Source organism: Bradyrhizobium sp. USDA 4353, from assembly GCF_054063215.1.
In genome coordinates this window covers 5582023-5601833 of sequence record NZ_JBSSGB010000001.1, presented here as the reverse complement: position 1 = coordinate 5601833, position 19811 = coordinate 5582023, and the positions used below count along the sequence as shown (strand labels likewise).

At 66.1% G+C, this 19811-nt stretch carries 14 protein-coding genes and 2 pseudogenes; 11 read left to right on the top strand and 5 right to left on the bottom strand.

Annotated features, from left to right (window positions below):
* Nucleotides 1-246: 246 nt before the first annotated feature.
* Nucleotides 247-1429: pseudogene (locus ACVILH_RS25330) on the bottom strand (bifunctional 2-C-methyl-D-erythritol 4-phosphate cytidylyltransferase/2-C-methyl-D-erythritol 2,4-cyclodiphosphate synthase).
* Nucleotides 1430-1836: 407 nt separating this feature from the next.
* Here ACVILH_RS25330 and dusB point away from each other — a divergent pair.
* From dusB to ACVILH_RS25305, 5 genes are all read left to right on the top strand, one after another.
* Complete coding sequence (gene dusB, locus ACVILH_RS25325) at nucleotides 1837-2838, top strand: tRNA dihydrouridine synthase DusB (RefSeq protein WP_456717074.1); 1002 nt, start codon at nucleotides 1837-1839, stop codon at nucleotides 2836-2838.
* Nucleotides 2835-4022 (top strand): two-component system sensor histidine kinase NtrB, encoded by a 1188-nt coding sequence (locus ACVILH_RS25320; RefSeq protein ID WP_456715314.1) that lies wholly within the window; start codon nucleotides 2835-2837, stop codon nucleotides 4020-4022. Before dusB ends, ACVILH_RS25320 begins: the two co-directional genes overlap by 4 nt.
* Nucleotides 4023-4031: 9 nt before the next feature.
* Nucleotides 4032-5474, top strand: coding sequence for a nitrogen regulation protein NR(I) (gene ntrC / locus ACVILH_RS25315; protein WP_006613895.1), 1443 nt, complete (start codon nucleotides 4032-4034; stop codon nucleotides 5472-5474).
* 279 nt (nucleotides 5475-5753) lie between these two features.
* The gene (locus ACVILH_RS25310) at nucleotides 5754-7073 is read left to right on the top strand and encodes an MFS transporter (protein ID WP_456715313.1); all 1320 of its coding nucleotides are present in this window, start codon (nucleotides 5754-5756) and stop codon (nucleotides 7071-7073) included.
* Complete coding sequence (locus ACVILH_RS25305; protein ID WP_456715312.1) at nucleotides 7070-7999, top strand: amidohydrolase family protein; 930 nt, start codon at nucleotides 7070-7072, stop codon at nucleotides 7997-7999. The genes ACVILH_RS25310 and ACVILH_RS25305 overlap by 4 nt, the downstream gene beginning before the upstream one ends.
* Before the next feature lie 10 nt (nucleotides 8000-8009).
* Here ACVILH_RS25305 and ACVILH_RS25300 read toward each other — a convergent pair whose 3' ends face one another.
* From ACVILH_RS25300 to ACVILH_RS25285, 4 genes are read right to left on the bottom strand one after another with little or no spacing between them, the layout of a single operon-like run.
* Entirely contained in the window at nucleotides 8010-8930 is a 921-nt protein-coding gene (locus ACVILH_RS25300; RefSeq protein WP_456715311.1) for an SMP-30/gluconolactonase/LRE family protein, read from the bottom strand.
* Entirely contained in the window at nucleotides 8927-9868 is a 942-nt protein-coding gene (locus ACVILH_RS25295; RefSeq protein ID WP_456715310.1) for an amidohydrolase family protein, read from the bottom strand. The genes ACVILH_RS25300 and ACVILH_RS25295 overlap by 4 nt, the downstream gene beginning before the upstream one ends.
* A 1-nt stretch (nucleotide 9869) precedes the next feature.
* Entirely contained in the window at nucleotides 9870-11207 is a 1338-nt protein-coding gene (locus tag ACVILH_RS25290) for an MFS transporter (RefSeq protein ID WP_456715309.1), read from the bottom strand.
* A 30-nt stretch (nucleotides 11208-11237) separates the two neighbouring features.
* Entirely contained in the window at nucleotides 11238-12218 is a 981-nt protein-coding gene (locus tag ACVILH_RS25285) for a hydroxyacid dehydrogenase (RefSeq protein ID WP_456715308.1), read from the bottom strand.
* A gap of 233 nt (nucleotides 12219-12451) precedes the next feature.
* On the opposite strand from ACVILH_RS25285, the gene ACVILH_RS25280 reads away from it, so the two are divergent.
* The 6 genes and pseudogenes from ACVILH_RS25280 to hflX all read left to right on the top strand — a co-directional run bounded on the left by ACVILH_RS25280 (nucleotide 12452) and on the right by hflX (nucleotide 19803).
* On the top strand, nucleotides 12452-13132 hold the full coding sequence (locus ACVILH_RS25280; protein WP_456715307.1) for an RraA family protein: 681 nt from the start codon (nucleotides 12452-12454) through the stop codon (nucleotides 13130-13132).
* Nucleotides 13133-13296: 164 nt separating this feature from the next.
* Nucleotides 13297-13959 (top strand): IclR family transcriptional regulator, encoded by a 663-nt coding sequence (locus ACVILH_RS25275; RefSeq protein ID WP_456717073.1) that lies wholly within the window; start codon nucleotides 13297-13299, stop codon nucleotides 13957-13959.
* A gap of 201 nt (nucleotides 13960-14160) precedes the next feature.
* Nucleotides 14161-16506 carry an ATP-binding protein gene (locus ACVILH_RS25270; protein WP_456715306.1) on the top strand — a complete coding sequence of 782 codons (2346 nt, stop codon included), beginning with the start codon at nucleotides 14161-14163 and terminating at the stop codon, nucleotides 16504-16506.
* 17 nt (nucleotides 16507-16523) lie between these two features.
* Nucleotides 16524-17894 carry a nitrogen assimilation response regulator NtrX gene (ntrX, locus tag ACVILH_RS25265; protein WP_006613905.1) on the top strand — a complete coding sequence of 457 codons (1371 nt, stop codon included), beginning with the start codon at nucleotides 16524-16526 and terminating at the stop codon, nucleotides 17892-17894.
* Between the two features lie 271 nt (nucleotides 17895-18165).
* On the top strand, nucleotides 18166-18414 hold the full coding sequence (hfq, locus tag ACVILH_RS25260) for an RNA chaperone Hfq (protein WP_006613906.1): 249 nt from the start codon (nucleotides 18166-18168) through the stop codon (nucleotides 18412-18414).
* An 11-nt stretch (nucleotides 18415-18425) separates the two neighbouring features.
* A pseudogene (hflX, locus tag ACVILH_RS25255) lies at nucleotides 18426-19803 on the top strand (GTPase HflX).
* Nucleotides 19804-19811: the final 8 nt, after the last annotated feature.

Genomic DNA, 19811 nt, shown 5'->3' with positions numbered 1-19811 from the left:
CGAAGCTTCGCTCGGGCTGGAGAGGTCAGATCGCATCGTCAGATGCGATCGGGGTGAGGGGGCTTTCCGCACGCACCGCCCGTGCGGCTGCCCCTCACCCCAACCCTCTCCCCGTAAGAACGGGGCGAGGGAGCGCACCGCGCTTGCGGCGATGACTCGACTCAAACTCGGATTGGATTGAACTTCCAACTCAACGTCAGCAGTCGAGGTTCTCCACCACTGCGTCAAATCAATCCAATCTTCCTGCTACACTCCCCACGGCAGCCGGATCGTCGCGCTCGCGGTTGCCGCGATGCCTTCCTCGCGGCCGGTGAAGCCGAGGCGTTCGCTGGTGGTGGCTTTGACGGCGATGCGCGAGATGTCGACGCCGGAGATTTCGGCGATACGGGCGCGCATCTGGTCGCGCAACGGGCCGATCTTCGGGCGCTCGCAGATCATCGTCACTTCGAGATTGGCGATGCGGCCGCCGCGGGCGGTGACGCGCTCGATAGCGTATTTGAGGAACTGGTCGGAGGAGGCGCCCCTTCCACTTCATGTCGGAGGGCGGGAAGTGCGAGCCGATGTCGCCATCGGCCAGGGCACCCAAGATGGCGTCGACAAGGGCGTGGAGGCCGACGTCACCGTCCGAGTGCGCCAGGAAGCCCTTCGTATGCGGCACGCGCAGGCCGCACAGCCAGACATGGTCGCCTTCGCCGAAGGCGTGCACGTCGTAGCCGGTGCCGGTCCGGATGTCGCCGAGCTGGGCGGCCAGGCGCGCTTCCTCGCGCACGAAATCTTCCGGGGTGGTCAGCTTCATGTTGGCAACATCGCCCTCGAAGGTCGCGACGGTCAATCCCGCCCATTCGGCAATCGCCGCATCATCGGTGAACTCGGTGAGGCCGTCGCGCGCGGCGCGGCGATGCGCCTCGAGGATGGTCTCAAATTTGAAAGTCTGCGGAGTCTGCGCGATCCGCAGTTTTGCACGGTCCGGCGTCGCCGTGATGTCGCCGCCGCCGCTCACTTCCTTGATCGTATCCGTGACGGGCACGACGGGAATCGCGGCGCCGGTCTTGTTGGCAGCGACGATCGCCCGCGAGATCACCGCAGATGTCACGAAGGGACGGGCGGCATCATGGATCAGCACGATGTCGGGCCGGTGCGGCACCAAGGCTTCCAGGCCCGCGAGCACCGAAGCCTGGCGCGTCGCGCCGCCATGCGCGGGCGCCTCATGAGGCAGGCCTGACACGGCGGCATTGAAGACGTCGATATCATCCGGGTTCACCACCGGCTGCACGACAGCGACCTCGGGATGCTCGGCGAAGGCGGCGAGCGCGCGGTGGATGACGGTGCGGCCGCCGATCTCGCGATATTGCTTCGGACCGCCGGCGCCGGCGCGCAGGCCACGTCCGGCCGCGACGAGAATGGCTACAGTCCGCTGAGAAGTCGTCATGGGAACAGGGTATCGATGCTCGTGAGGTGGGGAAGCGGTGATTGGTCGCGGCTTCTTACATCTGCAGAGGATGTTAAGCGAGCGGGATCACACATTGCATGAGCGGCGACCCCGACTCGGACTGAGGTGAGTGGTGCATGATCACCTCAGGGGCCAGCCCGCCCCGCGCTTGCGGCCTGTCTGCACGGAGCCATGCAAAAACCCGGCGGCTCACGGGTTTACCATGACTGCTGAACAAGCATATTTTGCTGCAGTGCACTTGAAAAGCAGTCGATCTTGGCTAAAGTGTAGGCATGACGCTTGACTGCCCAAGAATTGTGCTTGAGAGTGCAGGACAGACGCAATGATGCGTCGATGAGCTTGAAGAGTCGTTCGTGACCGGTCCGGCCAATACACCCGCCAAGCAATTGAAGATAGGCGACGTTTCACTCGCCAACCGGGCCATTCTCGCGCCGATGTCGGGCATCACCGACGCGCCGTTCCGCCGACTCGCTGCCGAATTGGGCGCCGGTCTGGTGGTGTCCGAGATGACGGCGAGCGATGATCTCGTGCGCGGGCGGTGGATATCCCGGCTGCGCTGCGAGGCCAGCGGCATCGGGCCGCATGTGGTGCAGCTCGCCGGCTGCGAGGCGCATTGGATGGCCGAGGGCGCCAAGGTCGCCGCGGACGGCGGCGCCGATATCATCGACATCAACATGGGCTGCCCGGCGCGCCACGTCACCGGCGGCCAGTCCGGCTCGGCACTGATGCGCGATCTCGATCATGCGCTGACCCTGATCGAGGCGACGGTCGAGGCCGTCGACGTGCCCGTGACCTTGAAGATGCGGCTCGGCTGGGACGAGCGCAGCCTGAATGCGCCGGAGCTGGCGCGCCGCGCCGAAGCCGCCGGCGTGAAACTGATTACCGTGCATGGCCGGACGCGGCAGCAGTTCTATAACGGCGAGGCGGATTGGAGCGCGGTGCGCGCCGTCAAGCAGGCGGTTGAGCTGCCCGTCGTCGTCAATGGCGACATCACCACTTTCGAGGACGCGCGCGAGGCGCTCGAGGCCTCCGGCGCCGACGCCGTGATGATCGGCCGCGGCGCGCAGGGCGCGCCCTGGGTGCCCGGACAGATCGGCCGCCGCCTCGACGGCGGCATGGAAGAAAGCGCGCCGGAGCTTGCGCAGCAGCTCGACCTTCTCACCGCGCTCTATGACGAGACCTGCCGCCATTATGGCGAGCGGGTCGGGCTGCGCCACGCCCGCAAGCATCTCAGCTGGGGACTCGACGTCGCCGCGGAGCATGCCCAAGCGCCGGCGGAAAAACTGAAGGCGTGGCGCGAGCGTATCCTGACATCCGAGCAGCCGTCCCAGGTGCGTCGGGCGCTGCGCGAGGCCTTTGACGATTTTGCCTGGAGTGCAGCCGCATGAGCTCAGCCGCAGAACAGCGCAAGCGCCTTCCGTCCGATGGCGATGCCATCCTCAACGCTCTGCCGAATCCGGTGCTCGTCATCGGCCCGGACGGCATGATCATGGACGCCAACATGGCGGCGGAATCGTTCTTCGATTCCTCCACCCAGTTCCTGCAGCGGCAGTCGCTGAAGAAGCTGGTGCCGTTCGGCTCGCCGCTGCTGGCGCTGATCGACCAGGTGCGGACCACCAACGCGCCGGTCAACGAGTACAAGGTCGATCTGGGCACGCCGCGCACCGGCGCCGATCGACTCGTTGATCTGCACGTCGCGCCATTGCCGGAGCGGCCCGGCCATATCGTGGTGATGCTGCAGGAGCGCACCATCGCCGACAAGATGGACCGCCAGCTCACCCATCGCAGCGCCGCGCGCTCGGTGATCGCGCTGGCCGCGATGCTGGCGCACGAGATCAAGAACCCGCTGTCGGGCATCCGCGGCGCCGCCCAACTGCTGGAGCAGCAGGCCTCCTCGGAGGACCGCATGCTGACCAGGCTGATCTGCGACGAGGCCGACCGCATCGTCACGCTCGTCGACCGCATGGAGGTGTTCGGCGACGACCGCCCGGTCGCGCGCGGGCCTGTGAACATCCACTCGGTGCTCGACCACGTGAAGCGGCTGGCGCAGTCCGGCTTTGCCCGCAACATCCGCTTCATCGAGGATTACGACCCGTCGCTGCCGCCGGTGCTCGCCAACCAGGACCAGCTGATCCAGGTGTTTTTGAACCTGGTCAAGAATGCCGCCGAGGCGGTCGTCGACCTCGGCTCGGATGCCGAGATCCAGCTCACCACGGCGTTCCGCCCGGGCGTGCGGCTGTCGGTGCCCGGCAAGAAATCGCGCGTGTCGCTGCCGCTGGAGTTCTGCGTCAAGGACAACGGCCCCGGCGTGCCGGAAGATCTGATGCCGAACCTGTTCGATCCGTTCGTGACCACCAAGCCGACCGGAAGCGGCCTCGGTCTTGCATTGGTCGCGAAGATCATCGGCGACCATGGCGGGATCATCGAGTGCGAGTCGCAGCCGCGCAAGACGACCTTCCGGGTGCTGATGCCGATGTACAGCGCCAGCAAACAACACGACCACGGCCCAAAAAACAGCATTGGCGATGACATTTCGGGAACGTCGTCGCATGCCTCTCAGGGATCACATTGAGGACCACCTATGCCTGCAGGTAGCATTCTCGTTGCCGACGACGATACGGCCATCCGCACGGTCCTGAACCAGGCGCTGTCACGCGCCGGCTATGAGGTGCGGCTGACCGGCAACGCCGCCACGCTGTGGCGCTGGGTGAGCCAGGGCGAGGGCGATCTCGTCATCACCGACGTGGTGATGCCCGACGAGAACGCGTTCGACCTTTTGCCGCGGATCAAGAAGATGCGGCCGAACCTGCCGGTCATCGTGATGAGCGCGCAGAACACCTTCATGACCGCGATCAAGGCTTCCGAGCGCGGCGCCTATGAGTATCTGCCGAAGCCGTTCGACCTGAAGGAGCTGATCGCGATCGTCGGCCGCGCGCTCGCCGAGCCGAAGGAGCGGGCGGCGAGCCAGCCCGACGACAGCGAGTTCGAATCGATCCCGCTGGTCGGCCGCTCCCCGGCGATGCAGGACATCTACCGCGTGCTGGCGCGGCTGATGCAGACCGACCTCACGGTGATGATCTCCGGCGAGAGCGGCACCGGCAAGGAGCTGGTGGCGCGCGCGCTGCACGACTACGGCAAGCGCCGGAATGGCCCGTTCGTCGCGGTCAACATGGCGGCGATCCCGCGCGACCTGATCGAATCGGAATTGTTCGGCCATGAGCGCGGCGCCTTCACTGGCGCCAACACCCGAGCCTCCGGCCGCTTCGAGCAGGCCGAGGGCGGCACCTTGTTCCTGGACGAGATCGGCGACATGCCGATGGAGGCGCAGACGCGATTGCTGCGCGTGTTGCAGCAGGGCGAGTACACCACCGTCGGCGGCCGCACCCCGATCAAGACCGACGTGCGCATCGTTGCGGCCTCCAACAAGGATCTGCGCATCCTGATTCAGCAGGGGCTGTTCCGCGAAGACCTGTTCTTCCGCCTCAACGTCGTGCCGCTGCGGCTGCCGCCGTTGCGCGAGCGCATCGAGGATCTGCCGGACCTCGTCCGCCACTTCTTCGCGCTCGCCGAGAAGGACGGGCTGCCGCCGAAGAAGCTCGACGCCGCGGCGCTGGAGCGGCTCAAGCAGCACCGCTGGCCGGGCAACGTCCGCGAGCTCGAGAATCTCGCCCGCCGCTTGGCGGCGCTGTACCCGCAAGACGTCATCACGGCGTCGGTCATCGACGGCGAGCTGGCGCCGCCGGCCGTGACCACCGGCTCCAATGCGCCGACCTCGATCGACAATCTCGGCGGCGCCGTGGAGGCCTATCTGTCCTCGCACTTCCAGGGTTTTCCGAACGGCGTGCCGCCGCCGGGCCTGTATCACCGCATCCTGAAAGAGATCGAGATCCCGCTGCTGACGGCCGCGCTGGCGGCGACCCGCGGCAACCAGATCCGCGCCGCCGACCTGCTCGGCCTCAACCGCAACACGCTGCGGAAGAAGATTCGCGATCTCGACATCCAGGTCTATCGTAGCGGCGGCTAGTCCCGAACGCATCTCCCCCGACGAGGTCGGGGGAGACCGCCTGCCAATCAGGCGAAGCGCGACCGCGGCTCGCAGCACAAGCCCGCACTCCAAGCACGCGATAGCATAGTCGAAGCACCGGCGCACCCGCGGCGCCGATGCGTCTTTGCGCGTCCTCCGAGCGGCTCGGCATGTCGATTACATAAAATGAAACGGCGTTGCATTTAAGTTTTTCGTCCCCTATGGTGCCCGCAAGCTTGGCCGTCACAAGGCCCGAGAAGGCACCACGGAGGAACGGAAATGGACAGCGTAGCTGTGCGCGCGGCGCCGGCATTCGACATCACCTCGACGATGCGCAAGGTGATGCGACGCATCATTCCGTTCATCTTCGTCTGCTACGTCGTCAGCTATCTCGACCGCATCAATGTCGGCTTCGCCGGCCTGCAGATGAACCGCGATCTCGGCCTGACGCCGTCGCAGTTCGGCTGGGGCGCCGGGCTGTTCTTCCTCGGCTATTTCCTCTGCGAGATCCCCAGCAATCTGATGATGCAGCGCGTCGGCGCGCGGCTGTGGATCGCACGCATCATGATCACCTGGGGTCTGCTGTCCACGCTCACCTGCCTCGTCACCGGGCCGGTGAGCTTCTCGGTGATGCGTCTCCTGCTCGGCATGGCGGAGGCCGGCTTCACGCCGGGCGTGTACCTCTATTTCACCTACTGGTTTCCGGGCGTCTGGCGTGGCCGTGCAACTGCTGCTTTCCTGGTCGGCATTCCCGTGGCCAACATGATCGGCTCGCCGATCTCGGGCGCGCTGCTGACGATGGACGGCTTTGCCGGCCTCGCCGGATGGCAGTGGCTGCTGATCATCGAGGGCCTGCCGGCCGTGCTGCTCGGCATCGCCTGCCTGTTCGTGCTGTCGGACCGTCCCGGCGAGGCCAAATGGCTCGACGCCGACGAGCGGCGCGCGCTCGATGCGCAATTGACGGCGGAGCAGGCGACGCTCTCCGCCCGTCACGGCAACACGCTGCGCGATGCCTTCGCCAATCCGAAGGTCTTCGTGCTGGCGCTGGTCAATTTCTGCGGCATCTGCGGCTCGCTCGGCGTTGGCCTATGGCTGCCGCAGATCGTGCGTGGCTTCGGCGTCAGCTATGTCGCGGTCGGCTTCATCTCTGCGGCGCCGTATGCGCTGGGTGCGGTCTGCATGCTGCTATGGGCACGCCTCGCCAACCGCGGCCGGCACCGCCTGTGGGTCGTGTGCGGCGCGCTGGCGGCCGCAGGTGTGGCGCTGTCGGTCAGCGCGAGCTTCGCCGCACCGCTGCCGGCCATGCTGGCGCTGACGGTGACCGTGGTCGGCATCCTGTCGTTCCAGGCGACCTATTGGGCGATTCCATCCGGCTTCCTCACCGGACGGGCCGCAGCGGCCGGGCTCGCTCTGATCGTGTCGATCGGCAATCTCGGCGGCTTCGTCGGTCCGTACATGATCGGCTATCTGCGCGAGACGACGAAGAGCTTCTCGACGCCGCTTTATGTCCTGTCGGCGATCCTGCTTGTCGGCACCGCCGTGATGTTCGCGCTCGGTGATCCCGCCCGCGACACAGCCTCAGCAAAGGAGACCGCATGATCACCCGCCGCAGCCTGTTGGCAGCAGGCGCCGTCGTCGCAATGGCTGTCCGGCCGGCCGCCGCCGACACCGTGCCCAACTCGGCCGGCTCGGAGCCGCCCAAGCTGAAGGCGCCGGCCAACGCCTGCGACAGCCATCATCATATCTACGACGCGCGCTTCCCGGTCTCGCCGCATTGGCGCGGCGGCCGGCCGGATGGCGCGACCGTCGCCGACTATCGGCTGCTGCAGAAGCGGCTCGGCGTCGCCAGGCACGTCATCGTGCAGCCCTCGACCTATGGCGTCGACAATCGATGCCTGCTCGACGCGCTCGACCAGTTCGGCGCCGAGGCGCGTGGCATCGTCGTCATCGACGAGCAGACTGATGATGCCGAGTTGAAGCGGATGGACCAACGCGGCGTGCGCGGCGTCCGCGTCAACTTCCTGACGCCGCAATCCTGGGGCGTCACGACGGCGGAGCGTTTGGAGCAGACCGCGAAGCGGATCGCGCCGCTCGGCTGGCATGTCCAGGTGCTGATGTCCGGCGACCAGATCGCGCAACACGAGGCCGTGCTGGCGGCGTTGCCGGTCCCGGTCGTGTTCGACCATCTCGGACGCATCCCGCAGCCGAGCGGCCTGGCGCATCCCGGCGCGCAGGCGATGCTGCGTCTCGCGGACAAAGGCCGCGGCTGGATCAAGCTGTCGGAACCCTATGCCGACACCAAGGTTGGTCCGCCGGACTATACGGATACGAGCGCGGTGGCACGCGCCTGCGTGCAGGCAGCACCGGACCGGGTGATCTGGGGCAGCGATTGGCCGCATCCGACCGAAAAGGAGAAGCCGGACGATTCGCTGCTGTTCGACCTGTTGTCGAACTGGGCGCCGGATGCTGCGATCCGCGAGAAGATCCTGGTCGGCAATCCGGCGCGGCTGTTCGGCTTTGCCTGACGCGACGGCGTCAGGCGTGCGAATACATCGGCAGGCCCGGCGTCTCGAGCTCGGCGCGGAGGATCGAACCGGTCCGGCTCTCGGTGATGAAGAGGCTGCGATTGTCGGGGCCACCGAAGGCGAGATTGGTGGTGCCGACTCCGGCGCATGAGACGATGCGGTCGAGCGGCTCCGCGACGGGCGACACGCGCCAGACTGATCCGAACCCGGTGTGACAGATCAGGAGATTGCCGTCGCGGTCGAGCGCCAGGCCGTCGGGTCCGCCGGGACCGCCGTGCAGGTTCACGAACACACCGACCTTGGTGGTGATGCCGCTCGCGGGCAGTGGAATGCGCCAGACCTGGTTGGCGCGGGTGACGGCGACCAGCAGGAATGTCTCCTCGGGATCGACCACGATGCCGTTCGGGCTCGGGATCGTATTGACGAGACAGCTGAGCCGGCCATCGGTGTCGAGTCGCCAGACACGGCCGGTCGGGTCGTGCATGCCGGTCTGGCCCTGGTCGGTGAAATACAGTGTGCCCGAGCGTCCGAACACCAGATCGTTGACGCCCTTGAAGCTCTCGCTCGCCGCCGTCTCCAGGAACGGCGTGACCCGGCCGATGCCGGGATCGAGCAGCATGAGGCCGCGCTTGTAGTCGGTGATGAAGATGCGGCCGTCCGCACGGATCTTGAGCCCGTTGGGCCAGCCGTCATATTCGGCGATCAGCGTCCAGGCGCCGTCGGGATCGATCCGGAAGATGCGGCCGAACGGGATGTCGGTGACGTAGAGCCGGCCCTGGCGGTCGAAGGAGGGCCCTTCGAGAAAGCTGTCGATGGCGCGGCCGCCCTGGTTGGCGTCTGCCCAGGCGCTCCGCTCGGCCTTGCGGAATTGATCCGGCAGCCGGGTGAAGACCTGCGTGTCGACGCGGCGGGGCGGTGCGAACCAGCTCATGTCGGAAATCCATAGAGTTCGGCGGGCGAGTCGACCAGGACCCGCTTCAGCGCGGCCTGGTCCGGCATCTCCTTCGCCATCAGGTCGAACAGCTCGGCATCATCCGGCTTGTCATCGGCCTTGCGGGTGGGATGCGGCCAGTCGCTGCCCCACACCATGCGCTCCGGAGCCGCGCGGACATAGGCCGCCGTGATCGCGGCGCTCTCGGAATAAGGCGACCGGCTGCTGAGATAGGCACCCGACAGCTTCACCCAGGTGTTGCCCTTGTCGAGCAGCCGGCGAATGATCTTGTAGGACGGGCTGTTGAGGCCCTCGGCCGGCAACGCTCCGAGATGATCGACCACGAGCCGCGACGGCAGGCGCAGCAGCATGTCCTGCGCGGCCTCGAGCTGTTGCGGACGCATGTTGATCTCGCAGTGCCAGCCGAGCGCCGCAAGCCGCGGCGACAGCTTTTCAAGCGACGCGACCGACAGCGGGCCGGGGAAGGGCAGGTTGAAGCGTACGCCACGCGCACCGAGCGCGTCGAGACGCTTCAGCTCGGCGTCAGAAACGTCTTCAGCGACGACGGCGACCATCCGGAAATTCTCAGGCCCCAGCGCCTTCATCGACGCCAGCTGCAGGCTGTTGTCGGTGCCGTAGGTCGACGGCGTCACGAGCACGCCGCGCGTGGTGCCGATCCGGCATTGCAGCGCCTTGTAGTCGTCAGGCGACGCGTCGGGCGGCGTCAGCGCAGCGCCGGGCGCCGTCGGATAGCTGGCGTCGTAGGTGTGGAAATGGCAGTCGGTCGCGCGCGGCGGCGCCTTGCTGACGGGCGGCGCGGTCCCAGCCGACCAACGCACGGCATCGGCGGATTGGCTGCTGGCCGAGCGGGGCAGGGCGGCCAGCGCCGCGGCGCCGAGCAGCAGGCCGCGGCGCGTGACGTGAGAGGAAGATCTCATGTCACGCCTCCTTCGCGGCGGCTAGGATCGTCGTCTGGGTGCTGCGTGAGCGGCTGATGACGAGGACCAGCCCGGCGCCGATCATGGTCACGATCGCGATCGGCAGCAGGGCCAAACCATAATTGCCGGTCGCATCCAGCACGCTGCCATAGATGTTGACCATCAGGCCGCCGCCGATCAGGTTCGACGTTGCATTGATCATCGCAAGACCTGCTGCGACCGATCCGGCGCCGAGCCATCCCGACGACAGCGCCCAGAACGGGCCCTTGAAGGCATAGGCGCCGACCAGGACCAGGCTGAGCAGGATGACCGTGCCGATCAGGGAATGGATCACGAAGACACCGAGGAAGCCGAACGAGATCAGCAGCAGCGTCAGCGCGGTATGCCAGCGGCGTTCGCGGGTCTTGTCGGAGTGTCGGCCCCACAGCACCATCAGCACACAAGCGACGCCGTAGGGGATCGAGTTGATCAGGCCGGTCTCCAGATTGGTGAGGCCGAATGACTTGAGGAACTGCGGCTGCCAGACTCCGAGCACCGATCCGGCGGCCGAGGCACCGGAGCAGGCGAGCGCCATGGCCCAGACGATCGGGTTGCGCAGCAGATTCAGGAACGAACCCCACCCCGTCTTGGCCGCCGCCGATGGGCGGCCCGCCTTCTCGCGGTTGAGCTCATTGCACAGCCAACTCCGCTGGTCATCGCTCAGCCAGCGTGCGTCCTCGGGACGATCGGTCAGAATGGCAAGACAGATCAGGCCAAGCACCACGGTGGGAACGCCTTCGACGATGAACAGCCATTGCCAGCCGCGAAGGCCGAGCAGGCCGTCCATGCCGAGCAGCAGGCCTCCGAGCGGCGAGCCGATGAAGCTCGCAGCCGGAATCGAGATGCCGAACAGCGCGATCAGGCGGCCGCGATAGTTCGCAGGCAGCCAGTAGGTCAGATAGAGCAGCACACCGGGGAAGAAGCCGGCTTCGGCAGCGCCGAGCAGGAAGCGCATCACGTAGAACGAATTCTGGCCCTGGACGAAGGCCATGCCGGCCGAGATGATGCCCCAGCTGATCATGATCCGCGCGATCCAGCGCCGCGCGCCGAAGCGCTGCAGGGCTAGATTGCTCGGCACCTCCATGAGAAAGTAGGAGAAGAAGAACAGGCTGGCGCCGAAGCCGAACACCGCCTTTGACATGCCGAGATCGTGCACCATCTGCAGCGACGCCATGCCGACGTTGCCGCGGTCGAGGATCGCGAACAGATAGCAGATCATCATGAAAGGCATGATGCGCCAGGACACCCGGCGCATGGTCGTCTGTTCGAGCGCACTCGGCGCGGCCGCAGCTTGAGCCATCTGATCCTCCCGTTTTGTTGTTTACGTCGCTCAGGCGATGCTGAGCTGCTTCTTGTTGACGATGGCCCGCCGGTCGGCCGCCTTGCCTTCCAGAACGTCCATGACGTGATTCACCGCGATCACGCCCATGGCATCGCGCGCTTCCTGGGTGCTGGCGCCGGCATGCGGGGTGACCACGACGTTGGGCAGGGTCAGCAGCGGCAGATCGGGCCGCGCCGGCTCCTCTGCAAACGAATCCAGGCCGGCGCCGGCGATGACGCCGTCGCGCAGCGCCTCGAACAAGGCGGCCTCGTCGATCAGCCCGCCGCGGGCGGTGTTGATCAGGATCGCATTGCGGCGCATGCGGGCGAGCTGGTCGCGGCCGATCATGTTGCGGGTCTGCGGCGTCAACGGGCAGTGCAGGCTGATCACATCGCTTGCCGCGAGGATCGCGTCGAGACTGTCGACACGCTCGGCGCCCGCGATATCGGCGTGATCAGGCATATAGGGATCGAAAATGCGCACCTGCATCTTGAGCGGCTGAACCAGGCCGACCAGGATGCGGCCGATCTCGCCGAAGCCGATCACGCCCAGGCTGCGGCCGAGCAATTGCGCGCCCTTCGTGGTCGCCTTGTCCCAGTGTCCGGTCTTGATGCGCGCGTCGAGGTGCGGGATCTCGCGGGCGACAGCGAACATCAGCGCGAAGGCGAGCTCGGCCACGGATTGTGAATTGGCGCCGCGCGCAACGAACACGGGGATGCCCCGGCGGTCGGCGGCGTCGACATCGATGTTGTCATAGCCGACGCCGTGCTTGGCGATCGCCTTGAGCCTCTGCGAGGCGCCGATCACCTGGTCGTCGATCTTGCCCTGCCGCACGATGATGCCGTCGGGCTGCTCGCGGGCTGCGATCTCCGCCAGCTCCTGAGGGCTCGCATATCGCGGGTTGTCGATCAGCACCGCACCGCGCTGGGCAGCGATCGCCGTCGCCTCTGCGGTGAGGGCCGGGCCGGTGATGAGAAGTTTGTACCGCATGTCGCTGCCTCTGCTTGCTGGCGGCAACGCCCGCCCACGGGCTCGCGATGGCGGCTCAGCCCGACCGCAGCATTGTGCCGCAGGCCCGCTCCTTGACGAGATGCTGACCGTTTCCCGCGCCGTATTTTAAAATTGAAACGGCGTTGCATTTTTTGTACGTATCGCCGCGACGGCTCATTTTGTCAACCGCCGATCGGCAGAGCCGCAGGGACGATCGCGAAGAGGAGCACGCCATGACCGTCGGTTTTCGTATTTATCCGAATCCGAAGCAGAGAGTTTCCAAGGACCTGGTCGAGCGGTATCGGACGCTCCCGGTCGCCAATGTGAGCGACAGCATGTCCCGCATGACCGCAGCCGGCCCGCGGCTGCGGCCGATGCATGGCGGCGGCGTGCTCGCGGGACCGGCGATCACCGTGAAGGCGCGCCCCGGCGACAATCTGATGCTGCACAAGGCGCTGGATATCGCCGAGCCCGGCGACGTCGTCGTGGTCGATGCCGGCGGCGATCTCTCGAACGCTTTGATCGGTGAGATGATGATTGCGCACGCCGAGCGGCGCGGCCTCGCTGGTGTCGTCATCAACGGCGCCGTCCGCGATGCGGCTGCGATCCGCGCCGGCAAGTTTCCGATCTTTGCTGCGGGCGTGACCCATCGCGGCCCGTACAAGGACGGTCCCGGCGAGATCAATGTCCCGATCGCGATCGACGGCATGGTGATTCATCCGGGCGACCTGATCCTCGGCGACGACGACGGCCTTGTCTGCGTGCCGTTCGCCGACGCTGAGACTGTGTTCGCTGCCGCGAAGAAGAAGCATGAGGCCGAGACCGCGCAGCTCGAGGCGATTGCCGCCGGCCGTAACGATCGCTCATGGGTCGATGAGGAATTGAAGAAGCGCGGCGTCGAATATATGGGCTGAGCTTCCGCTCGAACGGCGTGAACTTCGCGTCGTGGCTGTGTATACCGTCCCGCAACGGCCGCCCGATCGGTGGCCGCTTCGGGAATCACGACGTGGCGAAGAAATCCAGCCCCCAAAAATCCAGCAGTCGCAACAAGACTGCCAAGCCCGCGGCGCCGTCCGGCCTGAAGGGCGTCTCCGCCGTGGATCGCGCGCTCAGCATCTTGACGGCGTTTCAGCGCGGCGACGGCGAGGTCAGTCTCGCCGAGCTGACGCGGCGTACCGGATTGATCAAGACGACGGTCATGCGCATGGCGCTCTCATTGGAGAGCTTCGGTCTGATCCGGCGCGTCGACGATGGCGGCTACCGCCTCGATGCCGAGGTGATGCGGCTTGCGGCCTGCTATCAGCATGCCTTCGGCCTCGCCGATCACGTCACCCCGGTGCTGGAGAGGCTCGCGCGTTCGACCGGCGAGACCGCTTCGTTCTACACGCGCCGGGGCGACCAGCGCCTCTGCCTGTTCCGGGTCGAAAGCGCGAACCAGATCCGGATGCATGTCCAGCCCGGCGATCTGCGTCCGATGGACAAGTCGGCCATCGCCCAGGTTCTCCGCCACTTCGACCGCGGCCGGACCGCGGCGGAGATCGAGGTGCCGATCTTTACCAGTGGCGTGACGGATCCGCATTCTGCGGCGCTTGCGACGCCGGTGTTCGGCCCGGGCGGCGCTCTGCTGGGCGCCCTCGCTTTGTCCGGTCCGGTGACCCGGTTGACCGCGGAGCATGCCGAGGAGATCCGTCCGCTGTTGAAGACGGCTGGGGTCGATTTGACCACAGCATGTGGCGGATAGGAACGAGGCAGCCGGGGTGGGGCGGGTGCAAGGGTTCCAAGATACCGTCGTCCGGAAAGCGCCGTAGATGAGAAATATTGTAGACAAACCCGCGACGGGCTTCCGCGCCGTGGATTTGTCGCAATTTGGCAACAGCGTGGTAGGAATGCATCAGTCCGATTCTTCAGGACGTGCCGCGTTCACATCACACCCCTTGCCGGAATGACCAGCGCAGAGACCTCGGCCACCCCCTTCGATTCGACGCCCGGCGACGGCCGGCGCTGGACCTGGCGCACCTGGCTGGCGCCGGTGGCGGTCGGGCTCGCGCTGCTGTCGGCCTTCCTGACCTTCATCGTGCTGGTCGGCCTCAGCCCGATCGAACCGACGGCCGAGGTCGTCAAGACGTTCTACCTGATCGACGCCGGCACCATCCTGATCCTGGTCGGCATCATCATCCGTGAGGTCTGGCAGGTCGTGCAGGCCCGCCGCCGCGGGCGCGCGGCAGCCCGGCTGCATGTGCAGATCGTCAGCCTGTTCTCGGTCATCGCGGTGCTGCCGGCGGTGCTGGTCGCCGTCGCCGCCAACGTCACCATCGACCGCGGCCTCGACCGGCTGTTCTCCGGACCCGCCAAGGTCGCGATCCAGAACTCGCTGGACATCGCCCGCGCCTATACCCAGGAGCACGCGCAGTTCATTCGCGGCGACATTATCGGCATGTCCAACGACATCGCCCGCGCGCGGCCGCTGTTCGATCAGGACCGCGCGAGCTTCCGCGAGTTGCTCACCGCCAGCGCCGCCTCGCGCAATCTGCCGGGCGCGATGATCATCGACAAGGACACCAAGCCGATCGTGTGGGCGGAGACCGGGGGCGTGCAGCTCGCTTATTCGCCGCCGGCGCCCGAGTTTCTCAACAACGTTCGCGAGGAAGAGCCGGAGATCGCGATCCTGCCGGAGTCGAACTACGTTGCCGCCGTGATCCGGCTCCGCGCGTTCAACGACACGTTCCTCTACGTGGCCCGTCCGCTCGATCCGCAGGTCGTCGATCAGCTCAAGCAGACCGAGCTGTCGGTCGCCGAATACGCCCAGGTCGAGGCGCGCCGCTTCGGCATCCAGATCGCCTTCGCGCTGATGTTCGCGGTGATCGCGCTCACCATCCTGATGGCCTCGGTGCTGATCGGGTTGAACTTTGCCAACTGGCTGGTGTCGCCGATCCGGCAGCTGATGAGCGCCGCGCATACGGTCGCGACCGGCGACCTCAACGTCCAGGTCCCCGTGCATCGCTCCGAGGGCGACCTTGCGCAGCTGGGCCAGACCTTCAACAAGATGACCCAGGAGCTGCGCACGCAACGCGACGAGCTGGTCAGCGCCAGCGACCTGATCGACAGCCGCCGCCGCTTCATTGAGGCGGTGCTGTCCTCGGCGTCGGCAGGCATCATCGGCGTCGATGCCTCCGGCAGCGTCGGCATCCTCAACCGCTCGGCCGAGAAGCTGATCGGCCACGCCGAGCAGGAGGTGCTCGATCATCCGCTGTCCGAGGTGCTGCCCGAGCTCGACGACATGATGAAGACGGCGCGCGAGGGCAAGCAGCGGCTGGTGCAGGGACAGATCACGATCCAGCGCGACGGCCACGAGCGCAATCTGTCGGTGCGCGTCACTGCGGAACAAACAAACCAGGCGCGCGACAGCTACATCATCACGCTCGACGACATCACCGAGCTGGTGTCGGCGCAGCGAACCTCGGCCTGGGGCGATGTCGCGCGGCGCATCGCGCATGAGATCAAGAATCCGCTGACGCCGATTCAACTGTCCGCAGAGCGAATTCGCCGCAAATTCGGCAAGGTCATCACCGAGGACAAGGCCGTATTTGAGCAATGTACCGAGACGATCGTGCGGCAGGTCGACGACATCAGGCGAATGGTCGACGAGTTCTCGCGATTCGCGCGGATGCCGAAGCCGGTGATGGAAGGCGAGGACGTCGCCGACGCGGTGCGGCAGGCCGTGTTCCTGATGAAGGTTGCGCATCCCGAGATCGATATCGAGACCGACATCAAGCAGGACCCGCTGCGCGCGCAGTTCGACCGCCGCCTGATCTCGCAGGCGCTGACCAACATCATCAAGAACGCCACCGAGGCGATCGAGGTGGTGCCGGAAGAGGAGCTCGGCAAGGGCCGTATCGATGTCGTGGCCTCGCGCGAGGGCGACGATGTGCTGATCGACGTGGTCGACAACGGCATCGGCCTGCCCAAGGTCGCGCGGCAACGGCTGCTCGAGCCCTATGTCACGACGCGCGCCAAGGGCACCGGCCTTGGTCTTGCGATCGTCGGCCGCGTGCTCGAGGACCATGGCGGCAAGCTGGAGCTGAAGGATGCCTCCGACTTCCGTCCCGGCCAGCGTGGCGCATGGATGCGGCTGCGGTTTGCCGTGTCCGGCCAGGCCGCAAAACCCGGAGCGAAGGAGCAGGCAGCAGCCTCCAGTCAAACGCAGATAACGGAGCCGGGCGGGGAAACCGCGGCCACGGCTCAAGCGACCAATGATCAACCAAAAATCCAAGCTGCGACCGGCAGCTGACGAGACAGGCGTGACCCATGGCGAGTGATATTCTGATTGTCGACGACGAAGCCGATATCCGGGAGCTAGTTGCCGGCATCCTGGACGACGAAGGCTTCACGACTCGAACGGCTCGCGACAGCGATTCCGCGCTCGCCGAGATCGCGGGCCGCCGTCCGAATCTTGTCTTCCTCGACATCTGGTTGCAGGGCTCCAAGCTCGACGGGCTGCAACTCCTGGAGCAGATCAAGAAGGATCATCCCGATCTGCCGGTCGTGATGATCTCCGGCCACGGCAACATCGAAACCGCGGTCGCCGCGATCAAGCGCGGCGCCTATGACTTCATCGAGAAGCCGTTCAAGTCGGACCGTCTCATTCTCGTCGCGACGCGCGCGCTGGAGAATTCGCGGCTGAAGCGCGAGGTGCGCGAGCTCAAGCAACTCGCGCCGACCGCGAGCACGATGACCGGCCGCTCGCCCTCGATGAACCAGCTGCGCCAGACCATCGAGCGCGCGGCCAAGGCCAACAGCCGCATCCTGATCGTCGGACCTCCCGGCTCCGGCAAGGAGCTCGCGGCACGCACGCTGCACGCGCAATCGCCGCGCGCGGAAGGCCCGTTCGTGGTGATCAACGCCGCTGCGATCACGCCGGAGCGGATGGAGGAGGAGCTGTTCGGCATCGAGCAGTCCAATGGCGAGCAGTCGCGCAAGACCGGCGCGCTCGAAGAGGCGCATGGCGGCACGCTGTTCGTCGACGAGATCGCCGACATGCCGCGCGAGACGCAGAACAAGATCCTGCGCGTGCTGGTCGACCAGACCTTCCAGCGCGCCGGCGGCACCACCAAAGTGCACGTTGACGTGCGTATCATCTCCTCGACGGCGAGGAACCTGGAGGAGGAGATCGCCAGCGGCCGCTTCCGCGAGGATCTCTATCACCGCTTGTCGGTGGTGCCGATTCGCGTTCCGCCGCTGTCGGAGCGCCGCGAGGACATTCCCGAGCTGATCGACTATTTCATGGACCAGATCTCGATCACGACCGGCCTGCCGAAGCGGCAGATCGGGCAGGATGCGATGGCCGTGCTGCAATCGCATGTGTGGCCCGGCAACGTCCGCCAGCTCCGCAACAACGTCGAGCGCGTGATGATTCTCGCCGCCGGCGGTCCGGAGGTGATCATCACCGCCGACATGCTGCCGCCTGATGTCGGCTCGATGGTGCCGGCCATGCCCACCAGCAACAATGGCGAGCACATCATGGGCCTGCCATTGCGCGAGGCCCGCGAGGTGTTCGAACGCGATTATCTGATCGCGCAGATCAGCCGTTTCTCCGGCAACATCTCGCGCACCGCCGAGTTCGTCGGCATGGAGCGCTCGGCCCTGCATCGCAAGCTGAAGGCTCTCGGGGTCGGCTGAGGCAATCAACTAGGCAAAGTTTGCCGGGTTGGACGAATTTACATTGGAAAATTCGTCCGGCTCCGGATATTTACGGGCGAATCCGGGTGTTTTGGAACCAGGGTCGACGCAAGCGGCTTGCCTAATATGCTCGCCTGTCCTCTAATCACGCGTCCCATGATCCCTCGAGGGGGATCTCAATGGATCATGGGTCACCGCGACGGCACCGAGGCCGGCAATCGGGTCGCCGCAGGTCCAATAAGAAAAAGCACAAGACTGCGAGATAACAACGATGGCGGCAGACCGCGCACAAAACCTACAAGACACCTTTCTCAACCACGTCCGCAAAACCAAGACACCGCTCACGATCTTCCTGGTCAATGGCGTGAAACTGCAGGGCATTGTCACATGGTTCGACAATTTCTGCCTGTTGCTCCGGCGCGACGGTCACTCGCAGCTCGTCTACAAGCATGCGATCTCCACCATCATGCCGGGCGCCCCGATCCAGCTGTTCGAGGGCGGCGAGGACGCGTCTGCGTGAGAGTGACCTGATTGGAACCCAGGGATCGCCAAGGGTTCATCGGCCTTTCCAGGCCGGATGACGTCAAGACAACGGGGCTGGTCATCGTGGTCGGCCCCTATTTGCGGGCGCGCCGCGGCGATGACGCGCAATCTGCGCACGCCGACATGCGTGATTTCGAGGCGCGGATCGACGAGGCCGCCGGTCTTGCGCGGGCGATCGACCTCCAGGTGGTGGAATCGATTCTCGCGCCGATCGGACAGATCCGCCCCGCGACCTATCTCGGCAAGGGCAAGGTCGACGAGATCGCCGGCGTGATCGCGAGCCAGGCCGCCGAGCTCGTGGTGATGGATTGCGCGCTGTCGCCGATCCAACAGCGCAATCTGGAGAAGGCGTGGAACACCAAGGTGCTCGATCGCACCGGGCTGATTCTCGAGATCTTCGGCCGCCGCGCCAAGACCAAGGAAGGCGCGCTGCAGGTCGAGCTCGCCCATCTCAACTATCAACGCAGCCGTCTCGTACGCTCCTGGACCCATCTCGAGCGTCAGCGCGGCGGCTTCGGCTTCATGGGCGGCCCGGGCGAGACCCAGATCGAGGCTGACCGCCGGCTGATCGGCGATCGCATCACACGGCTGGAGAACGAGCTGAAGAAGGTGCAGGCGACGCGGCGGCTGCATCGCGCCGGGCGCCAGCGCGTGCCGTATCGCGTGGTCGCGCTCGTCGGCTACACCAATGCCGGCAAGTCGACGCTGTTCAACCGTCTGACGCGCGCCGACGTGCAGGCGGCCGACATGCTGTTCGCCACGCTCGATCCGACCCTGCGCGCGATCAGCCTGCCGCACGGCGGCAAGGCGATGCTGTCCGACACTGTCGGCTTCATCTCCAACCTGCCGACGCAGCTCGTTGCGGCGTTTCGCGCGACGCTGGAGGAGGTGCTGGAAGCTGACGTCATCCTGCATGTCCGCGACATGTCGCATGAGGATGCCGAGGCGCAGCAGCACGACGTCGAGCTGGTGCTCAGCCAGCTCGGCATCGATCCCGAGGCGACCGACAGCATTATCGAGGTCTGGAACAAGATCGACCGGCTCGACGAAGCCGCGCGCGAAAACCTCGCCAATATCGCCGCCCGGGCGGCCGCCGGAGCGGCCATGCTTTTTGGTGTCCGCCGAAACCGGGGAAGGCGTCGATGCGCTGCTGCAGGCGATCGAGGACCGGCTCGCAGCCGCGCGCACGACGCTCGACCTCACCATCGACGCGTCCGACGGCGCCGGTATCTCCTGGCTGCATCGCAACGCCGAGGTGCTCGCCAAGGAGCTGCACGAGGGCCACTACGACATGACGGTGCGCGTCGATGCGACCAAGCGCGACATCGTCGTCGAGCGCTATCACGGCGTGCCCCGGGTCGCCTGATCCCATCG

What these genes read in the sequence shown, in the direction of transcription:
- ACVILH_RS25310 (WP_456715313.1), top strand. Translation starts at nt 5,754, where the DNA reads ATGGACAGCGTAGCTGTGCGCGCGGCGCCGGCATTCGACATCACCTCG.
- hfq (WP_006613906.1), top strand. Translation starts at nt 18,166, where the DNA reads ATGGCGGCAGACCGCGCACAAAACCTACAAGACACCTTTCTCAACCAC.
- ntrX (WP_006613905.1), top strand. Translation starts at nt 16,524, where the DNA reads ATGGCGAGTGATATTCTGATTGTCGACGACGAAGCCGATATCCGGGAG.
- ACVILH_RS25295 (WP_456715310.1), bottom strand. Translation starts at nt 9,868, where the DNA reads ATGAGATCTTCCTCTCACGTCACGCGCCGCGGCCTGCTGCTCGGCGCC.
- ntrC (WP_006613895.1), top strand. Translation starts at nt 4,032, where the DNA reads ATGCCTGCAGGTAGCATTCTCGTTGCCGACGACGATACGGCCATCCGC.
- ACVILH_RS25300 (WP_456715311.1), bottom strand. Translation starts at nt 8,930, where the DNA reads ATGAGCTGGTTCGCACCGCCCCGCCGCGTCGACACGCAGGTCTTCACC.
- ACVILH_RS25285 (WP_456715308.1), bottom strand. Translation starts at nt 12,218, where the DNA reads ATGCGGTACAAACTTCTCATCACCGGCCCGGCCCTCACCGCAGAGGCG.
- ACVILH_RS25290 (WP_456715309.1), bottom strand. Translation starts at nt 11,207, where the DNA reads ATGGCTCAAGCTGCGGCCGCGCCGAGTGCGCTCGAACAGACGACCATG.
- ACVILH_RS25270 (WP_456715306.1), top strand. Translation starts at nt 14,161, where the DNA reads ATGACCAGCGCAGAGACCTCGGCCACCCCCTTCGATTCGACGCCCGGC.
- ACVILH_RS25320 (WP_456715314.1), top strand. Translation starts at nt 2,835, where the DNA reads ATGAGCTCAGCCGCAGAACAGCGCAAGCGCCTTCCGTCCGATGGCGAT.
- ACVILH_RS25280 (WP_456715307.1), top strand. Translation starts at nt 12,452, where the DNA reads ATGACCGTCGGTTTTCGTATTTATCCGAATCCGAAGCAGAGAGTTTCC.
- ACVILH_RS25305 (WP_456715312.1), top strand. Translation starts at nt 7,070, where the DNA reads ATGATCACCCGCCGCAGCCTGTTGGCAGCAGGCGCCGTCGTCGCAATG.